Source organism: Mesorhizobium sp. L103C105A0 (assembly GCF_000502215.1).
GTDB lineage: Bacteria > Pseudomonadota > Alphaproteobacteria > Rhizobiales > Rhizobiaceae > Mesorhizobium.
Genome location: NZ_AYXF01000013.1, coordinates 108,649 through 126,726 on the forward strand (window position 1 = coordinate 108,649; position 18,078 = coordinate 126,726).

19 protein-coding genes and 1 pseudogene are annotated in these 18,078 nt (G+C 60.7%); 5 read left to right on the plus strand and 15 right to left on the minus strand.

Features of this window, described 5'->3' with window-relative positions; all coding sequences use genetic code 11:
• Position 1 precedes the first annotated feature (1 nt).
• Entirely contained in the window at positions 2-553 is a 552-nt protein-coding gene (locus X727_RS139180; RefSeq protein ID WP_023829824.1) for a terminase small subunit, read from the plus strand.
• A 537-nt stretch (positions 554-1,090) separates the two neighbouring features.
• Complete coding sequence (locus X727_RS139175; RefSeq protein ID WP_023829822.1) at positions 1,091-1,369, plus strand: hypothetical protein; 279 nt, start codon at positions 1,091-1,093, stop codon at positions 1,367-1,369.
• Here the strand turns inward: X727_RS139175 and X727_RS139170 are convergent.
• The 7 genes from X727_RS139170 to arcD form a co-directional block, all read right to left on the minus strand.
• Positions 1,358-1,831 carry a GNAT family N-acetyltransferase gene (locus X727_RS139170; protein ID WP_023835090.1) on the minus strand — a complete coding sequence of 158 codons (474 nt, stop codon included), beginning with the start codon at positions 1,829-1,831 and terminating at the stop codon, positions 1,358-1,360. The two genes, X727_RS139175 and X727_RS139170, sit on opposite strands and share 12 nt — an antisense overlap.
• Before the next feature lie 110 nt (positions 1,832-1,941).
• Positions 1,942-2,589 (minus strand): helix-turn-helix domain-containing protein, encoded by a 648-nt coding sequence (locus tag X727_RS139165; RefSeq protein ID WP_023829820.1) that lies wholly within the window; start codon positions 2,587-2,589, stop codon positions 1,942-1,944.
• 799 nt (positions 2,590-3,388) lie between these two features.
• The gene (locus X727_RS139155; RefSeq protein WP_245270366.1) at positions 3,389-4,279 is read right to left on the minus strand and encodes a universal stress protein; all 891 of its coding nucleotides are present in this window, start codon (positions 4,277-4,279) and stop codon (positions 3,389-3,391) included.
• A gap of 132 nt (positions 4,280-4,411) precedes the next feature.
• Positions 4,412-5,332, minus strand: a complete 921-nt coding sequence (gene arcC / locus X727_RS139150) for a carbamate kinase (protein WP_023829817.1) — start codon at positions 5,330-5,332, stop codon at positions 4,412-4,414.
• Position 5,333: 1 nt separating this feature from the next.
• Positions 5,334-6,335, minus strand: a complete 1,002-nt coding sequence (gene argF / locus X727_RS139145; RefSeq protein WP_023835091.1) for an ornithine carbamoyltransferase — start codon at positions 6,333-6,335, stop codon at positions 5,334-5,336.
• Between the two features lie 16 nt (positions 6,336-6,351).
• Complete coding sequence (locus X727_RS139140; protein WP_023829815.1) at positions 6,352-7,566, minus strand: arginine deiminase; 1,215 nt, start codon at positions 7,564-7,566, stop codon at positions 6,352-6,354.
• Between the two features lie 13 nt (positions 7,567-7,579).
• Entirely contained in the window at positions 7,580-9,046 is a 1,467-nt protein-coding gene (gene arcD / locus X727_RS139135) for an arginine-ornithine antiporter (protein ID WP_023829814.1), read from the minus strand.
• A gap of 117 nt (positions 9,047-9,163) precedes the next feature.
• On the opposite strand from arcD, the pseudogene X727_RS1000000168645 reads away from it, so the two are divergent.
• Positions 9,164-9,384, plus strand: a pseudogene (locus X727_RS1000000168645) (alcohol dehydrogenase); the annotation flags it as partial.
• 441 nt (positions 9,385-9,825) lie between these two features.
• On the plus strand, positions 9,826-10,302 hold the full coding sequence (locus tag X727_RS0134590; RefSeq protein ID WP_031203498.1) for a plastocyanin/azurin family copper-binding protein: 477 nt from the start codon (positions 9,826-9,828) through the stop codon (positions 10,300-10,302).
• 180 nt (positions 10,303-10,482) lie between these two features.
• On the opposite strand, the gene X727_RS139130 is transcribed toward X727_RS0134590, so the two are convergent.
• The 5 genes from X727_RS139130 to X727_RS139110 all read right to left on the minus strand — a co-directional run bounded on the left by X727_RS139130 (position 10,483) and on the right by X727_RS139110 (position 15,175).
• Entirely contained in the window at positions 10,483-11,073 is a 591-nt protein-coding gene (locus X727_RS139130) for an NAD(P)H-dependent oxidoreductase (RefSeq protein ID WP_023829812.1), read from the minus strand.
• Positions 11,074-11,103: 30 nt separating this feature from the next.
• Positions 11,104-11,490, minus strand: coding sequence for a hypothetical protein (locus X727_RS139125; protein ID WP_023835092.1), 387 nt, complete (start codon positions 11,488-11,490; stop codon positions 11,104-11,106).
• An 86-nt stretch (positions 11,491-11,576) separates the two neighbouring features.
• Entirely contained in the window at positions 11,577-12,830 is a 1,254-nt protein-coding gene (locus tag X727_RS139120; RefSeq protein WP_023835093.1) for an MgtC/SapB family protein, read from the minus strand.
• Positions 12,831-12,843: 13 nt separating this feature from the next.
• Positions 12,844-13,293: a thioredoxin TrxC gene (trxC, locus tag X727_RS139115; protein WP_023829809.1), complete on the minus strand. Its 450-nt coding sequence runs from the start codon at positions 13,291-13,293 to the stop codon at positions 12,844-12,846.
• 28 nt (positions 13,294-13,321) lie between these two features.
• Positions 13,322-15,175, minus strand: a complete 1,854-nt coding sequence (locus tag X727_RS139110; protein WP_023835094.1) for a heavy metal translocating P-type ATPase — start codon at positions 15,173-15,175, stop codon at positions 13,322-13,324.
• Between the two features lie 185 nt (positions 15,176-15,360).
• On the opposite strand from X727_RS139110, the gene X727_RS139105 reads away from it, so the two are divergent.
• Positions 15,361-16,197 (plus strand): universal stress protein, encoded by an 837-nt coding sequence (locus X727_RS139105; protein WP_023835095.1) that lies wholly within the window; start codon positions 15,361-15,363, stop codon positions 16,195-16,197.
• A gap of 71 nt (positions 16,198-16,268) precedes the next feature.
• Here X727_RS139105 and X727_RS139100 read toward each other — a convergent pair whose 3' ends face one another.
• Genes X727_RS139100 through X727_RS139090 form a run of 3 tightly spaced genes read right to left on the minus strand, consistent with a single transcriptional unit; the run spans position 16,269 to position 17,923 of the window.
• Positions 16,269-16,715 (minus strand): pyridoxamine 5'-phosphate oxidase family protein, encoded by a 447-nt coding sequence (locus tag X727_RS139100; protein WP_023835096.1) that lies wholly within the window; start codon positions 16,713-16,715, stop codon positions 16,269-16,271.
• An 11-nt stretch (positions 16,716-16,726) separates the two neighbouring features.
• Positions 16,727-17,455 (minus strand): phosphoribosyltransferase, encoded by a 729-nt coding sequence (locus X727_RS139095; RefSeq protein ID WP_023829805.1) that lies wholly within the window; start codon positions 17,453-17,455, stop codon positions 16,727-16,729.
• A gap of 3 nt (positions 17,456-17,458) precedes the next feature.
• A complete protein-coding gene (locus tag X727_RS139090) occupies positions 17,459-17,923 on the minus strand; it encodes a DUF2267 domain-containing protein (RefSeq protein ID WP_245270365.1) in 465 nt (154 codons plus the stop codon).
• Positions 17,924-18,078: the final 155 nt, after the last annotated feature.

Genomic DNA, 18,078 nt, shown 5'->3' on the forward strand with positions numbered 1-18,078 from the left:
TGTGAAAAAACTCACCGAGAAGCAGCGGCAGTTTGCCTACGAGTACCTCGTCGATCTGAACGCGACGCAGGCCGCTATCCGGGCCGGCTATTCCGCAAAGCGAGCCGATGTCGAAGGCTGTGATCTGCTCAAGCATGCTGGCGTAAGCGCGTTCATTGAAGAATTAAAACGCCAACGCTCCCAGCGAGTCCAGTTCAGCTCGGACGACCTCCTTGAGAAACTGAGGGACCAGGTGAATGCCGACCTTGGCGATCTCTTCAATCGGGATGGGACAATCAAGCCAATTCATGAATGGCCTACCGTCTGGCGCCAAGGTCTTGTCCGGGGTATTGAGTCAGAGGAGCGTTACGAGCGCGGTGAAGGTGGCACGAAAGTGCCGGTAGGGCGCATTACTAAGATCAAGTTCGGTGATCGAGCTCGGATCCTTGAGCTCATCGGAAAGCACACCAAGGTAAATGCCTTTGGTGTCAAAGGCGAACACCCGACGGGTGACGCCATTGACCAATTCTTTGCGGAGATAATGGGCAATTCGATACGACCGAAGATCAATTGAAAGCGAGCTCGGATGATCGACTGAACTCGCATCTCTGCATTCCTAGGCTACGCACAGGCGGTGAGGGGGCAGAAATTGGATCCTCGTGGTTCCAGGAAAGGAGGTGTGCATGATCGTTCTTGTGTGTGGAGGGCGCCAATTCGGAGTGCCTCTCGATCACGGGCCAAATTTACCAAGCGATGTCGATTTGATCAGAGCAGACCAAGACCGGAAATTCTTGTTCCAAGCTCTCGATCGGCTACATCAGGAGCGCGCTATTTCGATAGTCATTCATGGCGATGCTGACGGTGCCGATCGTCTGTCGGGTACGTTGGCCGAAAGCCGGCAAATCCCCGTACGGGCTTTCCCAGCCGATTGGGAAACTCATCGTCGCGCAGCCGGGCCGATCCGAAACAAGCAAATGCTAGACGAAGGCACTCCCGATCTAGTCGTCGCGTTTCCCGGTGGAAGAGGCACGGCCAACATGGTGCTTCAATCAAGAAGTGCCGGTGTTTCGGTCATGGAGGTTGACGCGTCTCATGCGGGCCAGACGGATAGATGATAGGACGCGTAGAAAAGCCGCTTCCGGGACAGGGCATCGGCGAACGCCTTGCGTTGGGCCTGCGGACGCGTGGGATCAGCGCCGCCGCGGCCTGGTTTGGAGTAGGTCTCGACGACGAGCGCAACCGAAGAGGCGAGGAGGTAGTCAGCGCTGCAAATTCCCGCGTCGATGTCCTTGTCATTCCAGCGGATGAAGAAAGCGCTGTGGCCGCGGAGATGCTCGTCTTTCGATCTGCCACGCCCACAACGGCCCGGAAGGGGCAGCTAAGCGGCTGATCGCGCCCCCAGCTCCCGCCGAACCAGGACAAGCGTCGCATCGTCGGGATCGGTCGTGACGGTGAAACCCATGTCGCGCTCGACCTCGATCGCAGCACGATTTTCACGACTCTCGATCGACTCGATCGCTTTGAGGCCGAGTTGTTCGGCATATTTCGCAACATAGGCGAGGAGCTCCCAGCCAACGCCCAGATGCTTGCGATCCTGGCGAATGCAGATCGCGACCTCGCCGCTTCGATCGGCTCGATCGCTTGCCAACGTCGCAACCGCGATGAGCATCCCGTCAATTGAGAATGCTAGAAAATTATGGATATGGGCGTCGTCTGAACGCGTCATGGCGACCAGCCGTTCATGCGAGACTTCCTTCACAGCGCCGAGAAAGCGGAAGCGCAGGTCGTCTGCGGTCACATGGGTGAAGAACTCGACCAGCGTTGGCTCATCATCCGGGCGCGCGCGGCGCACTTCAAAGCGAAAGCCGGTATGGGGTGGTCAGTGTGTTGTCCATCGTCATCTGGTCCTTGAACTGAGGCCGGTTTGCGGCGTCATTGTCGTCTCTTGCGCAGGCAGGCGCTTCATTCGCTCATGCAATGGAGCGCGTCGTGTTTGACAATTTCAATGCTGCGCAGGTTGAGCAGCCGGATGACGCCCTTGTCTTTCAGCCGGGTGAACACCCGCGATACGGTCTCGATGGTGAGGCCGAGATAGTCGCCGATGTCCATACGCGACATTGGCAACTCAACCTGCCGCAAGCCGCCCTGCCGCTCCGCCATATCCACGAGGAAAGCGGCTACGCGTTCGATAGCGTTCTGGCGGCCAAGCACCAGGAGGTGCTCCTGCGCCCTCGTCAGGCCCTTGAGCGCCAGGGGCAACAGCTGATGGGACATGTCCGCTCCAGTGCCGATGCGGAAGGCGCGTACCCCGGTGGCGTTGATAGCCTCGGCGAAGAAATGATGCTTCGTGTCGGCTTCGAAGCCGAAAGTCTCTCCGGCGAGGTGGAAGGCGCTGATCTGCCGGCGGCCATCCGCGAGCAGGCGGTAGATGCGCACGGCGCCGAATTCGACCTGGTAGAGAGCGCCGGCCTTCTCACCTTGAGCATAAATCTCCGAACCGGCGGGAAAGAAGTTGACGGGCAGTTGCGGTTCCGAGCCAAAGACCGCTGGCAGGCTCGGCTGAGCAGAATGCGTCGGCAATGAAATTCTGGAAGCGGTGTAAGCGTGCATGGCTGTTTTCCCGGTTGTTCCGTGACACAGCAATCGCGCGAATCCGCGGGTCGCGAAATTCGGTTATATCCCTACGGGAAACTACCTAGTCGCGCGGATTGTTGATCCACATCAAGTGGCCAGGCGCGCCGGTCGCTTAAGACCTCGTTCGCTTTGGGCGACAGCAATAGAGTCGTTTCGAAATCCTTCGTCGAACGGCTGGGTGGACCGCGATGTATCTTGCGCAATTCCTGCTCGGAATGTTTTTGACCTCGGGTATTGTGTGTCTGTGGGCTTACGCGGCAACCGGGTCAATCTGGACCGCGGTAGGCTGGGCGATTATCGACCTTGTAGTTCTGCAGGTCGCATACTTCGCCTTTGTCATACGCCTTGTTTACAAACGCACGACTGCAGACGCTGCAGCAAATTCGGCACCGCCAAGCCACGTTAAGCCATTTCCGCCGCGACGGCATGCACTCTTAGAGCCGCCAGACCGTGTGACTCATCCGCCAACGGCCTTCCCAAATCCAGCCGCGGCTTCAAGAGATCAGGTCCCACAGTCGCGCCGCCATATGCCCTGGTCACGCGCTAGTTGCCGTCATCGAACGGGTAAAAGTGGACTACCTTGAGTGTGACAGGGATGTCGTGGCCCTCGATCAGAACCGTGGCCCACCGGTCCCCCAGATCGTCTTGCCAAGTTTCGGTAACGCGGCACCTCGCGGCCAGATCCATGCCAACCTCGACCTTGTCCGTTCTCTTTGCCATCATTGGTCTCCCGCTCGCATTCGCCTCGACTCTGCGTATCCCTGCTCCCAGTGGGTCAGTTCGAGAGCAGCCGGTTAATCGCCCCTTGCTTCAGCAAGGAGCGGGTCATGCCGCCAAAAGCCCATTCGCGGATACGACTGTGGCCATAGCCGCCCGCGACCACAATATCTGCACCCATCGCCCGGGCGACTTCGGACACGGCTTCGCAAGCGTCCGCTTGGCCGACGTCCAAAACCTCCGATCTTGCCTCGACGCCATGTCTCATCAGGAACCGGATGACGTCCCCGACGCTTTCGCGTGCGTTTCTCAGGTTCTGTTCCTCGATCGTCGCCACAAGGACATGTTGTGCACCGGTCAAAAAGGGCATCGCATCGGTGACCGCGCGCCTCGCCTCGCGGGTATCCTTCCAAGCCACCAGAACATTTTCGGACTTAGGCGGCGCAACCTTGTCAGCCGCAAGCAACACGGGCCGCCCGGCCGACAGTACCAACGTTCCGACATCGACCATCCGGTGACGGTCGCTCGGAACTCCTCGTGCGGGAGCCCCGGTCACGATGAGGTCGGCTGCGCGCGCATGCATCGCCAGCATACATGTTGGATCGCCGACCTCCTTGCGCCAGGAGGCATCGTGTCCGACAACGACACTCAGGAATTCTTCCTTCAGGATCTTCAGGCGATCCTCGATCCCGTTCCGGCGCTGCCGCATAATTTCAGCCGCCGCCGTGTCGCCATCGTCACCAGGAACAAACACATATGCATCAGCCGCCGCAAAACCGATCAGCGTAGCCTCGAAGCGTCGCGCCAACTCCAGCGCGTAGGTCGTTCGCGGCACTGCCGGGGAATCGACATCGAGTTGGACCATGATGGTGTTGAAGGTCATTGTCGTTCCTCCGATGAGCTTTATTGCAGGATCGCCCGAGGTGCGACCTTCCGCCTTGATGCGCATCAAAGCCTGCACATCTTGCCAGTCCCTCAGGCTACATCGTCATGGACCCGTCGCACCGCCGGGATGGTCCGAAGCGAAGCCTGATGCCGGCACCGCTCATGGCACTAGGCGTTCAAGCGGCCTTGAAACGCATCAATCCACGCTCCAACTGGCTTTGAACCAGGTACCGCGTTCGCCCCTGACAATTTCGACGGCGTCATCGAGCTTGCCGATAGCGGCAGGTTTGCCCATTGCTTCAGCGAACTCCGCCGCAGCGCTGACTTTCGGTCCCATGGAGCCGGCGGGAAAATTCCACCCCGACACCTCCTTCGGATCCACGCGCCGGAGCGCCCGAGCAGTCGCCGTTCCGTAATCGACATAGACGGCGTCGACATCGGTCAACAGGAGCAGCATGTCGGCTTTCAATTGGCGAGCGAGCAGTGAGCTTGCCAGATCCTTGTCGATAACTGCTTCCACGCCGAAAAGACTGCCGTCGTCGCGGGCTATCACTGGAACACCACCGCCACCGGTGCAGATGACGATCACGCCGCGCTCGACCAGGAACGAGATCACTGCAGCTTCCAGGATCTCCAGCGGCCTGGGCGACGGCACGACGCGGCGCCATTTGTCGCCATCGGGTGCTATCTGCCAGTCGCGCTCGCTGGCAAGCCTGGTTGCGGTTGCCTCATCGTAGACCGGGCCGATAGGCTTCGTCGGGTGAGCGAAAGCGGGATCGTGTGGATCGACCTTCACCTGTGTCAGCAGGGTCGCAAACAGCCTCTCTTTGAGGAGGTTGCCGAGTTCCTGCTCAATGACGTAGCCGATCATCCCTGCGCTTTCGGCGCCAATCACGTCGAGTGGAAATGTGCGGCCATCCGAGGTTGCAGCTGCCTGCAGGGCCAGAAGTCCCACCTGCGGACCGTTGCCGTGCGTGACGACAATCGAATGCCCTTCGCTGACGAGTTTGGCCAGCACGGACGCAGCGCGTACGATGTTGGCGCGCTGGTTGCCGGCCGTCATCGGTTCTCCACGACGCAGCAGTGCGTTTCCGCCGAGTGCAACGACAATAAGCATCTCAGTTGCCGATCGTTGCCACGAGCAGAGCCTTGATCGTGTGCATCCGATTTTCGGCCTGATCGAAGACGACCGACGCGGCCGACTCGAACACCTCGTCGGTGACCTCCATGCAGTCCATGCCGTATTCCTTCGCTACGAAGGCGCCGATCTCGGTCTCGGTGTCGTGAAATGCCGGCAGGCAATGCATGAATTTGACGTGGGGGTTGCGGGCGGCGGCCATCACTTCGCTCGTAACCCGGTAGGGCGTCAAAAGGCGGATACGTTCGGTCCAGCCGGATTTGTCCTCGCCCATCGACATCCAGACATCAGTGTAGATGAAATCAGCCTCCTGGACGCACCCCGTCACGTCCTCGTCGAGTCGGAAGCGGCCACCGCTGCGCTCCGCCAGGTCGCGGACATGAGCGCAGAATTCCTCATCCGGCCAGAGTTCCTTTGGCGAGGCGATGCGCATGTCGATGCCGACCTTCGCTGCCCCCAACGCCAGCGACCGTGCGACATTGTCCCGGCCCTCGCCAACAAAGGTGACGGTCATGTCCGAAAGATGCTTGTGCGTGAATTCACGCATGGTCATGAGGTCGGCGAGGATCTGCGTCGGATGCGCCTCGTCGGTGAGGCCGTTGTAGACCGGCACGCCGGCATATGTAGCCAGCACTTCGGCCTGGTGCTGGCCAAAGCCGCGAAACTCGATCGCGTCATACATGCGGCCGAGTACGCGAGCGGTGTCCTTCATGGATTCCTTGTGGCCGATATGGCTGCCGGTAGGGCCAAAGTAGGTTACGTGAGCGCCCTGGTCATAGGCCGCCACTTCGAACCCCGTCCGTGTGCGTGTCGAATCCTTCTCGAAGATCAGAGCGATGTTCTTTCTGACAAGACGCGGGATCTCGTGTCCGGCCAGCTTGGCCGCCTTGAGGTCTGCGGCCAGCTTGAGAAGAAAGCGGATTTCTTCGGCGGTGAGGTCATCGAGGGTCAGGACGGAGCGGCCGTGAAGATTGATCGACATCGTATTTCCTTTCGGGTCAAATCGGGTCGCGGGCAATCGGGCAGGTCATGCAGTGACCGCCGCCGCGGCCGCGACTAAGCTCGGCGCCTTCGACCGTGATCACTTCAATTCCGGCACGGCGCAGAAGCGTGTTGGTGTAGACGTTGCGGTCGTAGCCGATGACTACGCCGGGCTCGATTGCCACGACATTGTTGCCGTCATCCCATTGCTCGCGCTCGGTCTCGTAGCGGTCGCCGCCGGTGGCGATGATCCGCAGCGAATTCAGGCCAAGGGCTTCGGCAACCACCGTCGTGAACGGTTTCGTCTCATCGGTGACCTCGACTGCCGCCGCTCCATCGCCCGGCCGCAGCGAGAAGGTACGCAGCCGGTCAACCACCGGCGGATACAATGTGACAAGGTCGCGATCGCAGAAGGTGAATACGGTATCGAGATGCATAAAGCTGCGGTCCCGCGGCATTAGCGCGGCAATCACACGGGTCGCTTCACCCGCCGCGAACAGGCTGCGCGCAAGGCCGCCGACGGCTTGCGGGGTGGTGCGCTCCCCCATACCGACGAGAACCGTTCCACCCCCGATCGGCATGACGTCGCCGCCTTCCAGGCTGGTGCCGGTTCCCAAGTCTGGCGACACGAATGGAATGCCACTGTCGCGAAAGTGGGGATGGAAACGATAGACGGCTTCGACATTGGCAGCTTCCGGACGTCTGGCCGGCCAGTACATGGAATTGACCGACACCGACCCGTAGATCCAGCAGGAACTGTCGCGGGTGAAAAGCTGGTTCGGTAGCGGCGGCAGCACGAAATCCTGGGGGGCGAGCGTCCTTCCCGTCAGGCCTTTGGGTTCGAAAGAAAGCTCGGCGCGGGCAATGCCCCCGACAAGGTAAGATGACAATTGCTCTGACGGCATCTCGTTGAGCCATCCGCGCAGCTCGTCGACCATGTCAAGCCCGACGACGCCGGGATGAACCCGGCGGTCGAGAAGCCAGTCGCGGGCTTTGGTCAGGCTCATCGTCTGAGCCAGGAGTTCCCCGAAGGAATGCACCAACACACCGCGTTCGCGCAACGCATCGACGAAGACATCGTGTTCCTGGCGGGCCCGCTTGACCCACAACACGTCGTCGAAGAGCAGCGCCTTGCAATTTTCCGGTGTCAGCCTGCGCAGGCTGAGATCGGGACGATGAACCATCACTTCACGCAGACGGCCAACTTCGGAGTGAACACCCAGGCTTGTCATCGTGCCGACCCCTTCACAGCGCGCTGACAGCGCCGGTCCACATCTCGTAGACGGCGAGGAGGGCGACTGCGACCAGGGCTGCGGCGAGAGCTGCTTCAACAGGATGGAACACGCGTTGATTGGTTTCCCGGCGAGCCCAAATGTAGAAAATGATGCCGGGCGCATAGAGGATCGCACACATGAACAGGTATGCAGGGCCCGCAGCGTAGACGAGCCACAGCCCGTAGACCGTTGCCAGCAACCCAGCAAATAGCGGACCGACGCGCTGCTCGCCACTCGCGTAGCTCTCTCCCGTCAGCGCGAGCTTGGCCGCGTAAGCGCCGGAAAAGATGTAAGGAACCAGGATTGCGGCCGACGCGATGTAGAACAGCGCCTGGTACGTGCTCTGCGCGAAAAGGGTGATCACCAGGAAGGCTTGCACGAGCAGGTTGGTGATCAGAAGCGAGATCGACGGCACGCCGCGGTCGCTTTCGCGGCCGAAGAATTTTGGCATCGTCCCGTCCTTGGCGGCGACATGCGGTATTTCGGCGGCGAGCAGTGTCCAGCTCAGGAAGGCGCCGATCACGGACACGACCAGCGCGATGTTGATCAGGATGGCACCCCAAGGGCCGACAATCGCCTCCAGGACACCGGCCATCGATGGGTTCTTCAAGGCAGCGAGTTCGGGTTGGTTCAGGATGCCAAGCGACAGCAGCGACACCAGGGCGTAGAGCGCGAGACAAGTGAAGAAGCCGAGAACGGTCGCCGTGGCGATGTCCTTGCGGTGCTCGGCGCGACCGGAAAAGACGCTGGCTCCTTCGATGCCGATGAAGACCCACAGGGTCACCAGCATCGTGCTTTTCACCTGCGCGGTGATCGAGCCGAGACTGGCGTTGCCGAGACCGGTGAAGTCGAGAGACCAGACCTGAAGTTTGAAGGCGACGGCAACAACCCCGACGAACAGCACGATCGGAGCGATCTTCGCCACCGTCACAATGAGGTTGATGATCGCCGCCTGCCGGATGCCGGCGAGAACCAGCATGTGGATCAGCCACAGCAGGATCGACGCGCCGAGCACCGCCTGCCAGGTGTTTCCATCGCCGAAGGCGGGAAAGAAATAGGACAGGGCGCTGAACACGATCACAGCGTAGGAAACGTTGCCAACCCAGGCGCTGATCCAGTAACCCCAGGCGCTGTTGAAGCCGATGAAGGGGCCGAAGCCGGCCTTGGCGTAGGCGTAGGGCCCGGCGTCGAGCTCCGGCTTGCGGGTGGCAAGCGACTGATAGACGAAGACCAGCGCCAGCATGCCAACCGCAGTGATGGCCCAGCCAATCAGGATGGCGAGAGGACCGGCACCGGCTGCCATGTTCTGCGGCAGGCTGAACACGCCGGAGCCGACCATGGAACCGATGACCAATGCGGTCAGGGAACCCAGTCGAAGTTTCGTTGGCGCCGCTGTCGCGACTTTCGGAACAGGGATGTTGAAATCAGCCGTAGTCATGATGCTCTCCCAGATTGAGGCTCTGATGGGAGGCAATGAATAGGAAGAACGAGCCGGCAGCTTTGATGCGGGTCAAATGAAAGTTTGATTTCCAAAGGTGAAGTTGAGGGTCCACGCATGAGTGACATCCCAGCGACGTCCTACGAATTGCTCTGGGAAGAGCGGGAACTAATATCGGTAGAAACCTGACGCGCCACGACGCGGAAGAGTTCTTTCCCGTTGCGAAGAGTGCGCGGGCTCGCACTCATACCAAAGCCTATCCGCTGGAACAGGCAAATCGGGCGTTGGACGATCTGAGGCAAGGGAGATTGAGCGGCGCCGCTGTCCTGGTACCGTGATTGACAATCTACGAGGATTATCTGGCCGGTTCTCCCACCGTCCATGAAAGATCGTGATGTACCTTGCCGATCCCGGCAAGCCGCTTCCGTATATGTTTAGTCCGAAAATCGGGTGGATGAAGATAAGCTGGCGACATGGCGATGTATCAGAACTCGGCCCGGCAAGTCAGGCACGCCGACCGTCGATCTAGGCTGGAAAATACCTCCTTGTCTCTAACGTGACAGGTCACTACGCGCGGGCATGTGGACGGAGTTCACGGTCGATCCATAAGTCCGTGAAACACGCAGCGCTTCGGGTGAAGGTCCATCGCATCTTGGTCGCCGTTTGTATCCGCTGTCAGCGTGTTGTCAGCTTGGCTGTTCTAGCCGGGTGCGGCGACCGGGAATGATTCCAAAAACAGCGCTCACGGGGTCGCCGCGAGCGATCAGGAGCATTTAGACATGAAGCCTTTCAAGACCGGACTGGTCCTCGTTCTATTAACAGCCTCGGCACCCGCCTTCGCCAACACGACCGTGAACGTCAAGCTATGGGACAAGGAAGGGGTGGTGAACGCCGATGCAAAAATGGGCATGGGCATGCCGGCCAACATGAGCATGGCAACCATGAGGGTCAAGCTGGACAAGACCTTCGTACCCGCAGGCAAGGTGACCTTTCAAGTCCAGAATACCTCCAAGGATACAGTCCACGAGATGATCGTCGTGCCGATCGCCGATGCCAAGAAGACAACCCTGCCATATGTGCCGAATGAAAATCGTGTCAACGAGGATGCGGCGGGCCATCTTGGCGAGGTTTCCGAACTTGATCCGGGCAAGACCGGATCTCTGACGCTCGACCTCAAGCCCGGCAGCTATGCCGTCTTTTGCAATATTCCGGGCCACTTTATGAACGGAATGTGGGCGACAATCCTGGTCAAGTAAGGCGCGCCTTGATGAGACGCCCGTCGCGCCAAGGTGTGGCGGGTTTCTCATTTCGCATGCGTATCCCCGCGTCATCCAAAACTCGCGCGATTTCCGGTTGGCGGCCGCATAAGCTCTGGCTTGTTTGTGGCTCCGGCAAAGGATGCCTTTGAACCGCTGTCCCGGCTTCTGGGTTACCAGCTAAAGCCCACGCTCACCAAGCGTGCGCATTTGTCCGATCCATTTCGCACGGGTCGCATCGTTGCCGCCAGCGACCATGCCGAACAAGGTCTCGTGCACAGGACTGATGCCGACAAAACGCAGAATGCTTCGTTTCATGCCCGCGATGCCGTGTCCGAGGAACCATAGCCGGTAAACAACGGAAGGCATGCCCATCGTAACCACGACGCGCGCAGAACGGCCGCGAAGCAGCGTCTTGGTGAATCCACCGCCCTTGTCCGGGTAGGCAAAAGCCGTTCCCGGCCGCATCACCTGTTCCAGGAATGCCTTGAGCATGGCCGGCATGGTTCCGAGCCATAGCGGGAAGACAAAGACAATGTGCTCGGCCCAAACGATCGATTGGGCGGCGTCCTTGAGGCTGTCGGGCACAGCACCGTGCTCAAACTCCTGCATCGTGCGTAGCATCGGAAAGTCGAGTGCTGCCAGATCGACCCGTCGGACGGCGTGCCCCGCCCTTTCCGCGCCCTCGGCATAGGCGTTGGCAAGACCGCGGCAGAGCCGGTCGGGGGATGGGTCGGGATGGCCGACCACAATCAGGATGCGTCGTGACATGGTCTTCTCCCAGGGAGCTTGGCGTTGCTGTCAGGGCCGCTCGACCCTTGCTACCTGGTAGGTGTGCATGGCGCCGTTGCGCTCGATCGACACATATTCACCGGTCACGAACCGTTCGTCGCCGAGATGGAAGCCGATTTCGTCATCGCGGTCGCCTTCCGCGTAGTCGAAATACCACTGTCCGCCGGGCTTGCGCCTCAGCCGGCCGATCAGATCCTGCTCGCCAGTGCGAAACCGGCGAACACGGCAGGAGGCGCTGTGCGATTTCCACTCTTCCGCATCGATCCGCCCTTCGCCGGTCAATGGAGCCAGCACGTCATAGCCCTCCTCGCGGTTCCCTTCCGGATGGTCTTTCTCGCGCGCGAGCAACAGCCGGACATGGCGGAATTTCGGGGTGAGATCTTTTTGATTGGTCATTGCGAACTCCTTTTCATGGAGTCCCATAGAACGGTGTCAGGGCCTGGCCATTGATCCGCATCAAAGATGGATCGAGAACAACGCTTCTATCCAGGAGCAAGCAACAAAAGGGCGCAGATACCAAGGGTGACGGCGATGAGAGTTGCGACGGCCATTGGCAACCAGAACCTGACCGGCCCGGCAAATACCGCAAGCGACAGGCGACCAATGGCGTTTGCCGCCAGTGCCGCGAGCACGGCCTGGCCCACGGTCTCGACGGAGACGGAATGCTTGACCAGGCGCAGCGCGCCAAGCACCGAAACATCGACATCGAATGCGCCGGCCAGCGCCGAGCTCGCCAGCAAACCGCGCCCACCGAATTGAGCGGCCAGCCCCGCACTCGCGGTCGCGACGATGGCGAAGAGCAAGGCGAAGAGCAGCAACGGGCCCAGTTCGAATGGATTGCGCGCAATCGCGCTGCCTTCACCGTTCCCGCTGTCGCGAGACAGCAGCAACGCGCCGCAGACAGCGAAGGCGAGCGCCGCGGCAATCGCCGGAATGGCGACCGATGCGAGCACGCTTGGCTCGACGATCAGAACCACGGCGCATACGCGGAGCACTGAAACCATTGCAGCCAGGGATGCCGCCCCGGCGAGCGGTAGCGGATTGCTTGCCGATGCGGCATTGCGGGCAAGCGCCAAGGTCACCGCTGTGGAAGAGACGATTGCACCGGTGAGCGAACTGACCAGCAGACCACGCGTGTTGCCCAGTATGCGAACAGCCACGTAGCCGGCGAACGAAATCGAGGCCATCAGCACCGTCAGGAACCAGACCTCCCAGGGATTGAAACCGCCCCATGGGTCCATTGTCCGGTTTGGCAGCAGGGGCAAGATGATTGCCGTCATCACCGCCAGGATCAGCGCCGAGCGCAGTTCGACCCATGTCAGGCGCTTCAGAAGGCCGTGCAGGACTTCTCGGCTGGCCAGGATTGCCGCCAGTGCCGCCCCACCGGCAGCGGCAGCCCGATAATCGCCGGCGACCCAAAGCGCACCAAGCGCAAAAACGCCAAGGCCAGCGATCACGCTGGTGACGCTGAAATCCTCGTCATGGGCAGCCTCACGCGCCTTGTACCAAGCGAAGATTGCCGCAAAGGCGATGAAACCGCCGACCAGTACGGATACTGCGCCGAGTGCGTTGGCGAGTGCGGCGAGCACGCCGCCAAGCAGGCCGGATATGCCGAATGTCCGGATGCCGGCTGTGCGACTGCGAGCGGGTGCATCCCGCTCCTGCCAGCCACGCTCCAAGCCGACAAGCAGACCTATTGCGAGGGCAAGTCCGAGCCGGGCGATGAGCGGATCCATTGGCCGGCGACGTTCAGGCGGCAACCGTCGGCAGGCGGTCGCGAACCCACCTGACGATCTGGCCTGCCGTCATTGCGCCGGATGTGCGCGCAATCTCGCGTCCGCCATGAAAGAGGATCATGGTCGGGATGGCTCGAATGCCAAACTTCGCCGCAACGGCCTGCTCATTGTCGGAATTGAGTTTGATCAGGCGGACATGCGGCTCAAGTTCATTTGCTGCCGCCTCATAAGCCGGAGCCATCATCTTGCAGGGGCCGCACCATGGTGCCCAGACGTCGACGACAACTGGAAGGCTGCTGCGCCCGATCTGATTATCGAAGATCGCGGCATCGACATCTTCGGGATGTCCCGAAAAAAGCCTGTTCCCGCACTTTCCGCATTTCGCCTCCATGGCATTGCGGCCTGGTGGCAGGCGGTTGACCCCACCGCATTTGCTGCAAACCACCAGATTCTGCTGTGCCATGGCAATTCACCGATCAACTGTTCGTCCACTATGCGCGCCACCGATGGCCATCACCAAGGGTGCGCAGCGCGTTCAGGATGACCGCCACGTCAATCCCTTCCTGCAGCAGCGCTCCGGCAACCGGGGTAATCTGCCCCATGGCCGCCGCGATCATTGCCAGCCCCGACAGCGCCAGCCCGGCAATGATGCTTTGCAAGGCGATCGATCGCGTTCGCCGTGCAATCCGAACTGCATCGGCGACCGGCTGCAGCCTGTCGGTCAGTACGATGACGTCAGCCGCCTCGGAGGAGGCGGTCGCACCACGTGCGCCCATGGCAATACCGACCGTTGCGGCCGCAAGGGCAGGGGCATCGTTGATGCCGTCGCCGACCATCATCGTCGGTGCCACGGACTTCTCGGCTTCGACCGTCGCGACCTTAGCGGCAGGGGTCGCATCGGCGACTATGGCGTCGAGGTTGAGCAACGCGGAAATGCGCTTGGCAGCCACGGCGTCGTCGCCTGTGAGCATGATCATGCGCCCAATGCCAGCGGAGCGCAGCTTGCCGAGTGCATCACGCGCATCAACACGCAGGGCGTCGCCCAACGTGAAAACACCGGCAAGCCGTCCGCCTAGTGCTACAAAAACCCTGAGCACCGGCTCTTCCCGGTATTTCTCCTCGCCGCTTTTCGCCCAGCCGGGCAGCGGCTTGTCGGCGAGCACGAGATCCCGCGACCCCGCGGTGACCGAGATGTTGTCGACCCGGCCCTTCAGGCCCGCACCGCGACGCTCGTGGACATCACGCGGATGCGAAAGCGTCAACTGCTTGCCACGCGCCGCCCGGATAATTGAGTCGGCGAGCACATGGTGCGAGGCCTGTTCCAAAGACGCGAGTAGCCGCAGCAGATTGTCGGGGTCACGACCGGTCGCCACTTCGATTTCGATGAGCTCAGCTCCGCCGATGGTCAAGGTCCCCGTCTTGTCGAAGATTGCGGTCCGGACTTGTGCAAGCGCCTCCAGAGCCGCGCTGCCTTTCATCAGAACGCCGCTGCGGGCCGCCCGTGACACGCCGCCGATGAAGGCAACGGGCGCAGCAAGGATAAGCGGACAGGGCGTCGCGACGACCAGCACGGCCAATGCTCTAATCGGATCGCCAGACATGTACCAGGCGCCACCGGAGACAAGCAGAGTCGCTGGCAATAGGAGCAGCGCGAAGCGGTCGGCCATGCGGATGAAAGGCGCTTTCACGGTCTGCGCTGCAGCAACCATGCGAACGATCGCTGCGTAGGTGCTCTGCTCGGACTGAGCAGAGGCCCGCATCCTGAAGGTCTCGCCCGCATTGATGGTGCCGCTGCGGAGCATATCGCCCGCTGTCCGCCTTTCCGGCAGCGGTTCTCCGCTCACGGCGGACTCGTCGAGAGAGGCCGAATCATCAAGCAGGATGCCATCGACGGGAAGCAGTTCGCCGGCCCGAACCAATAGCTCGTCGCCCACGGCAACGTCTTCAACGGAGATGGTCTCGGTCTCCAGCTTTGACGTTCGATGGGCGACACGCGGTGACCGGTCGGTCAAGGCCTTGAGGTTGCGTTCCGCGCGGCCGCGGGCAAAATCCTCAAGCACCGTGCCGCCGGCATACATGATTGCCACCACCACGGCCGCCAGGGGTTGTCCGAGCAGAAGCGCGGCGGACATCGATACCAAGGCAATCGCATCGACGCCGAAGCGGCCGATCCAGAAATCACGCAAAATGGAAATCGCGAGAGCTGCCACCACGGGCAAGGTGGCCACCGTCCAGATCATGTCGGCTTCAAAGGGGCCGACCCTGGTTCGCCAGACCCCTAAACCAATGGCGAGGCCCAGGATGGCGATGACCAGCAATGTGCGTCGTAGAGTAGACTCGTTCATCCGATGTCTTCCGATCTGGTCGATGCTCGCCAATTTTAGCCGCCGCCGACCGGCGCGTCGAACTCGGGCAACAGCTAATCGCGAGAACTGGAGAACGCTTTGATTCAGCGCAATGAACGCCCCAACCCCTCTCGCTTACGCTTCAGCATCAACTGAACCTTCACTCGAACTGAGGAGTTGCTGCTGTGACTTTCAAGACGCTGCTTACGGTTACCGGACCGAACCAGGGGGAGGGCGATCTGAAGCTCGCCGCTGACTTGTGCGAACAAATCGGTGCCCATCTCTCCGTGCTCGTTCTCGAGCTGGCCGCACCGCCCTCGGGTGTTGAATATGGTGCTGTCGTCTCACCGGCCTGGCTGGAGGAGCGTCAGGCCGAGATCAAGAGGCTCAAGAAGAGAATTTCCGACGTCGCTGGCTTTCTCTCCAAAACCGGGGTATCGGCTGATCTGAGCGACGACTATCCCGACACGGGATGGGCGGACGATGTTGTTGGCAGACGTGCCCGCTACGCCGATCTGACCATTCTGGGACCAGATCTGCTGGCAAGCCATGCGCTGAAGGACAAAGTCATCGAGGGCACGCTGTTCTCGTCGGGGAAGCCCATTCTGCTCTTTCCCGATGGCTCGCGCCCGACCCTTAAACCAAAACGCATCCTGGTCGCTTGGGACGCCCGCCTTGAGTCATCGCGCGCCGTCCGCGAGTCGCTCGATATGTTGAAGGGCGCCGAAGAGGTTCACCTCGCTATGGTCGACCCGATCGAGGACGAGTTCCATCACGGTGCGGAGCCGGGGGCAGATGCCGCTGCCTATCTCGCCCGGCATGGCGTGAAGGTTACTGTCGAACGACTGCCGAGCGCGAACCATTCGGTCGCCGACGTGCTTCGCCAGCGTGCCGGCGACATGGCTGCCGAGCTCCTGGTCATGGGCGCCTATGGACACTCCCGGCTGCGCGAGCGGATTTTTGGCGGGGTGACTAAGTCGATGCTTGAGAGCTCGTCAGTGCCTGTGTTGATGGCGCGATAGCAGTTCAACAGGAGAAAAGCCGGCGCAGATTGCGCCGGCCCTTTGCATTCTCGCAAGATCCGATGGGACGACTACTCGCTCGCTTCCCGGCCGGACACCTGTTCGACTAGGATCCGGAAGAAGACGTGCGGTGCTCTGTCGGCTGTGGGAGGAGTGACGGGCTTGAGTGCACCAGGTTCCCACCAGTCGGTATGCTTGCTCAACAACGACCAGGCATGGTCCCGCTCAAGCTTGTGGCCGATGTGGTCAGGCAGTTCTTCGTACCGGCCATCGGCAACCACGCTTCTCCATCCTCGGCCCTGGCCATGTTCGTCGACCTGGAGGGACACCAGCGGATTGACTCGCATCCATTCGATCTTCTTGCCCGGCATGGAAAACGCATAAAGATGAGCATCCGAATGGGCGTAGTAGAGGGGCACGACATAAGGCTGCCTGTCCTTCGCGCATGCCAGGCGGCCAACGCGATTGGCCGTCAGAATCTTGGTGCATTCCAAGGCAGAAAGTGTTCGGACCAGCATGAGGTGATCTCCTATGTCTCTGGGTTGTTCCGTGGCATTGATTTCGTGGCGACTTTCGAACCGGCTGCGTGTTGCGCACTGAGTTGTTGCCTGTCGGTTTGCGACCGGACAGCCTCGCCCATGGCAGCGACGACATCACCGTCCGAGAGCTGAGGAAACCGGATGTAATGGTAGCTCAGGGCACGGAACTGTCCTGGTTGACTTAGGCAAACCACACGATCCGCTTCGCGTGCCAGTTCAGCGACCGTCTCTTGCGGCGAAACAGGAACTGCCACGATGATTTCCCTCGGTGACCGGCGCTTGATGGCGCGGATCGCGATTTTCATGGTTGTACCCGTCGCGGCCCCGTCATCGACGATGATCGCGGTCTTTCCCGCGATCGAGATCGGTTTGGTCTTCCCTCGATAGGCAGCGCGCCGGCGTTCGAGTTCTGGACGCTCATTTGCAATCAACACGCGTAGCTCGCCTCGATCGAGCGCATAGGCCTCGACGATCTCCCGGTTCAACACGACCTCCCCGGGGTCGCCATCCACGATTGCTGCAACAGCCAGCTCGGGATTACCTGGGGCGCCGACCTTGCAGACGATAAGCAGATCAAGAGGAGCGTTGAGGATCTTTGCCACTTCCACAGCGACAGGCACGCCGCCACGCGGCAAGGCCAGTATGATGGGGTGATGCAATTGAAGCCTGCCGAGCTCCAGGCCGAGCTTCGCTCCAGCGTCTTCGCGGTCGCGAAACATCGGTCAATTCACCGGCCACAGGTTGCGCAGTGACTTCTTCATCGAGTTCCTGACCTGGACGATCTCACCATGCGAAATGTGACGATCGAGGAGCTTGAATACCGCGTTGATGGCGACGTCGAAGTCGATCTCGTCATCGTAGCCAAAACTGTTCCTGACGCTGAGAATAAAGTCGCGCTTCGTGCGTTCACACGCAGGCGCAGATGGCTTCCAGCCTTCGAAGTAGATGCCACGAACCAGAACAGGCAGCTGCGCTGACAGATCAGCCATCTCCGCTTGAGACAACCAGTCGCGCACCGAGTGCAGAACGCATCGCAGGAGGCGGCAGGAGCTCGGTTCGCTCCAGGAGAGATCGCCGGCAAGCTCCCTGACCCATTGCTGGGCCTGCTGGGCAGCGTGCGTGAAGTCAGCGAAGGATGTGTGAGAATTATGGCCCATGATGAAGCTCCTCGACAATTTGAAGCTCATTGTGAGGCATCGAGACGCTCTCAGCATTGAGCGGGATCAAATAGCTGAAAGCTGGACTGGCTAGGCATCGGTTTCCCGGCCGGCGGCTTCAGCCGCCCGACTTCGGCACAAGCAGCGGCACAATCCGGTCGCTCTTGGCGACAGTGGGCCGTCCG

What these genes read in the sequence shown, in the direction of transcription:
- X727_RS139140 (WP_023829815.1), bottom strand. Translation starts at nt 7,566, where the DNA reads ATGACAAGCCTGGGTGTTCACTCCGAAGTTGGCCGTCTGCGTGAAGTG.
- arcD (WP_023829814.1), bottom strand. Translation starts at nt 9,046, where the DNA reads ATGACTACGGCTGATTTCAACATCCCTGTTCCGAAAGTCGCGACAGCG.
- argF (WP_023835091.1), bottom strand. Translation starts at nt 6,335, where the DNA reads ATGTCGATCAATCTTCACGGCCGCTCCGTCCTGACCCTCGATGACCTC.
- X727_RS139110 (WP_023835094.1), bottom strand. Translation starts at nt 15,175, where the DNA reads ATGAACGAGTCTACTCTACGACGCACATTGCTGGTCATCGCCATCCTG.
- X727_RS139125 (WP_023835092.1), bottom strand. Translation starts at nt 11,490, where the DNA reads ATGACCAATCAAAAAGATCTCACCCCGAAATTCCGCCATGTCCGGCTG.
- X727_RS139095 (WP_023829805.1), bottom strand. Translation starts at nt 17,455, where the DNA reads ATGTTTCGCGACCGCGAAGACGCTGGAGCGAAGCTCGGCCTGGAGCTC.
- trxC (WP_023829809.1), bottom strand. Translation starts at nt 13,293, where the DNA reads ATGGCACAGCAGAATCTGGTGGTTTGCAGCAAATGCGGTGGGGTCAAC.
- arcC (WP_023829817.1), bottom strand. Translation starts at nt 5,332, where the DNA reads ATGCTTATTGTCGTTGCACTCGGCGGAAACGCACTGCTGCGTCGTGGA.
- X727_RS139175 (WP_023829822.1), top strand. Translation starts at nt 1,091, where the DNA reads ATGATAGGACGCGTAGAAAAGCCGCTTCCGGGACAGGGCATCGGCGAA.
- X727_RS139155 (WP_245270366.1), bottom strand. Translation starts at nt 4,279, where the DNA reads ATGCGCATCAAGGCGGAAGGTCGCACCTCGGGCGATCCTGCAATAAAG.
- X727_RS139130 (WP_023829812.1), bottom strand. Translation starts at nt 11,073, where the DNA reads ATGTCACGACGCATCCTGATTGTGGTCGGCCATCCCGACCCATCCCCC.
- X727_RS139120 (WP_023835093.1), bottom strand. Translation starts at nt 12,830, where the DNA reads ATGGATCCGCTCATCGCCCGGCTCGGACTTGCCCTCGCAATAGGTCTG.
- X727_RS0134590 (WP_031203498.1), top strand. Translation starts at nt 9,826, where the DNA reads ATGAAGCCTTTCAAGACCGGACTGGTCCTCGTTCTATTAACAGCCTCG.
- X727_RS139165 (WP_023829820.1), bottom strand. Translation starts at nt 2,589, where the DNA reads ATGCACGCTTACACCGCTTCCAGAATTTCATTGCCGACGCATTCTGCT.
- X727_RS139100 (WP_023835096.1), bottom strand. Translation starts at nt 16,715, where the DNA reads ATGCTGGTCCGAACACTTTCTGCCTTGGAATGCACCAAGATTCTGACG.
- X727_RS139090 (WP_245270365.1), bottom strand. Translation starts at nt 17,923, where the DNA reads ATGAGCTTCAAATTGTCGAGGAGCTTCATCATGGGCCATAATTCTCAC.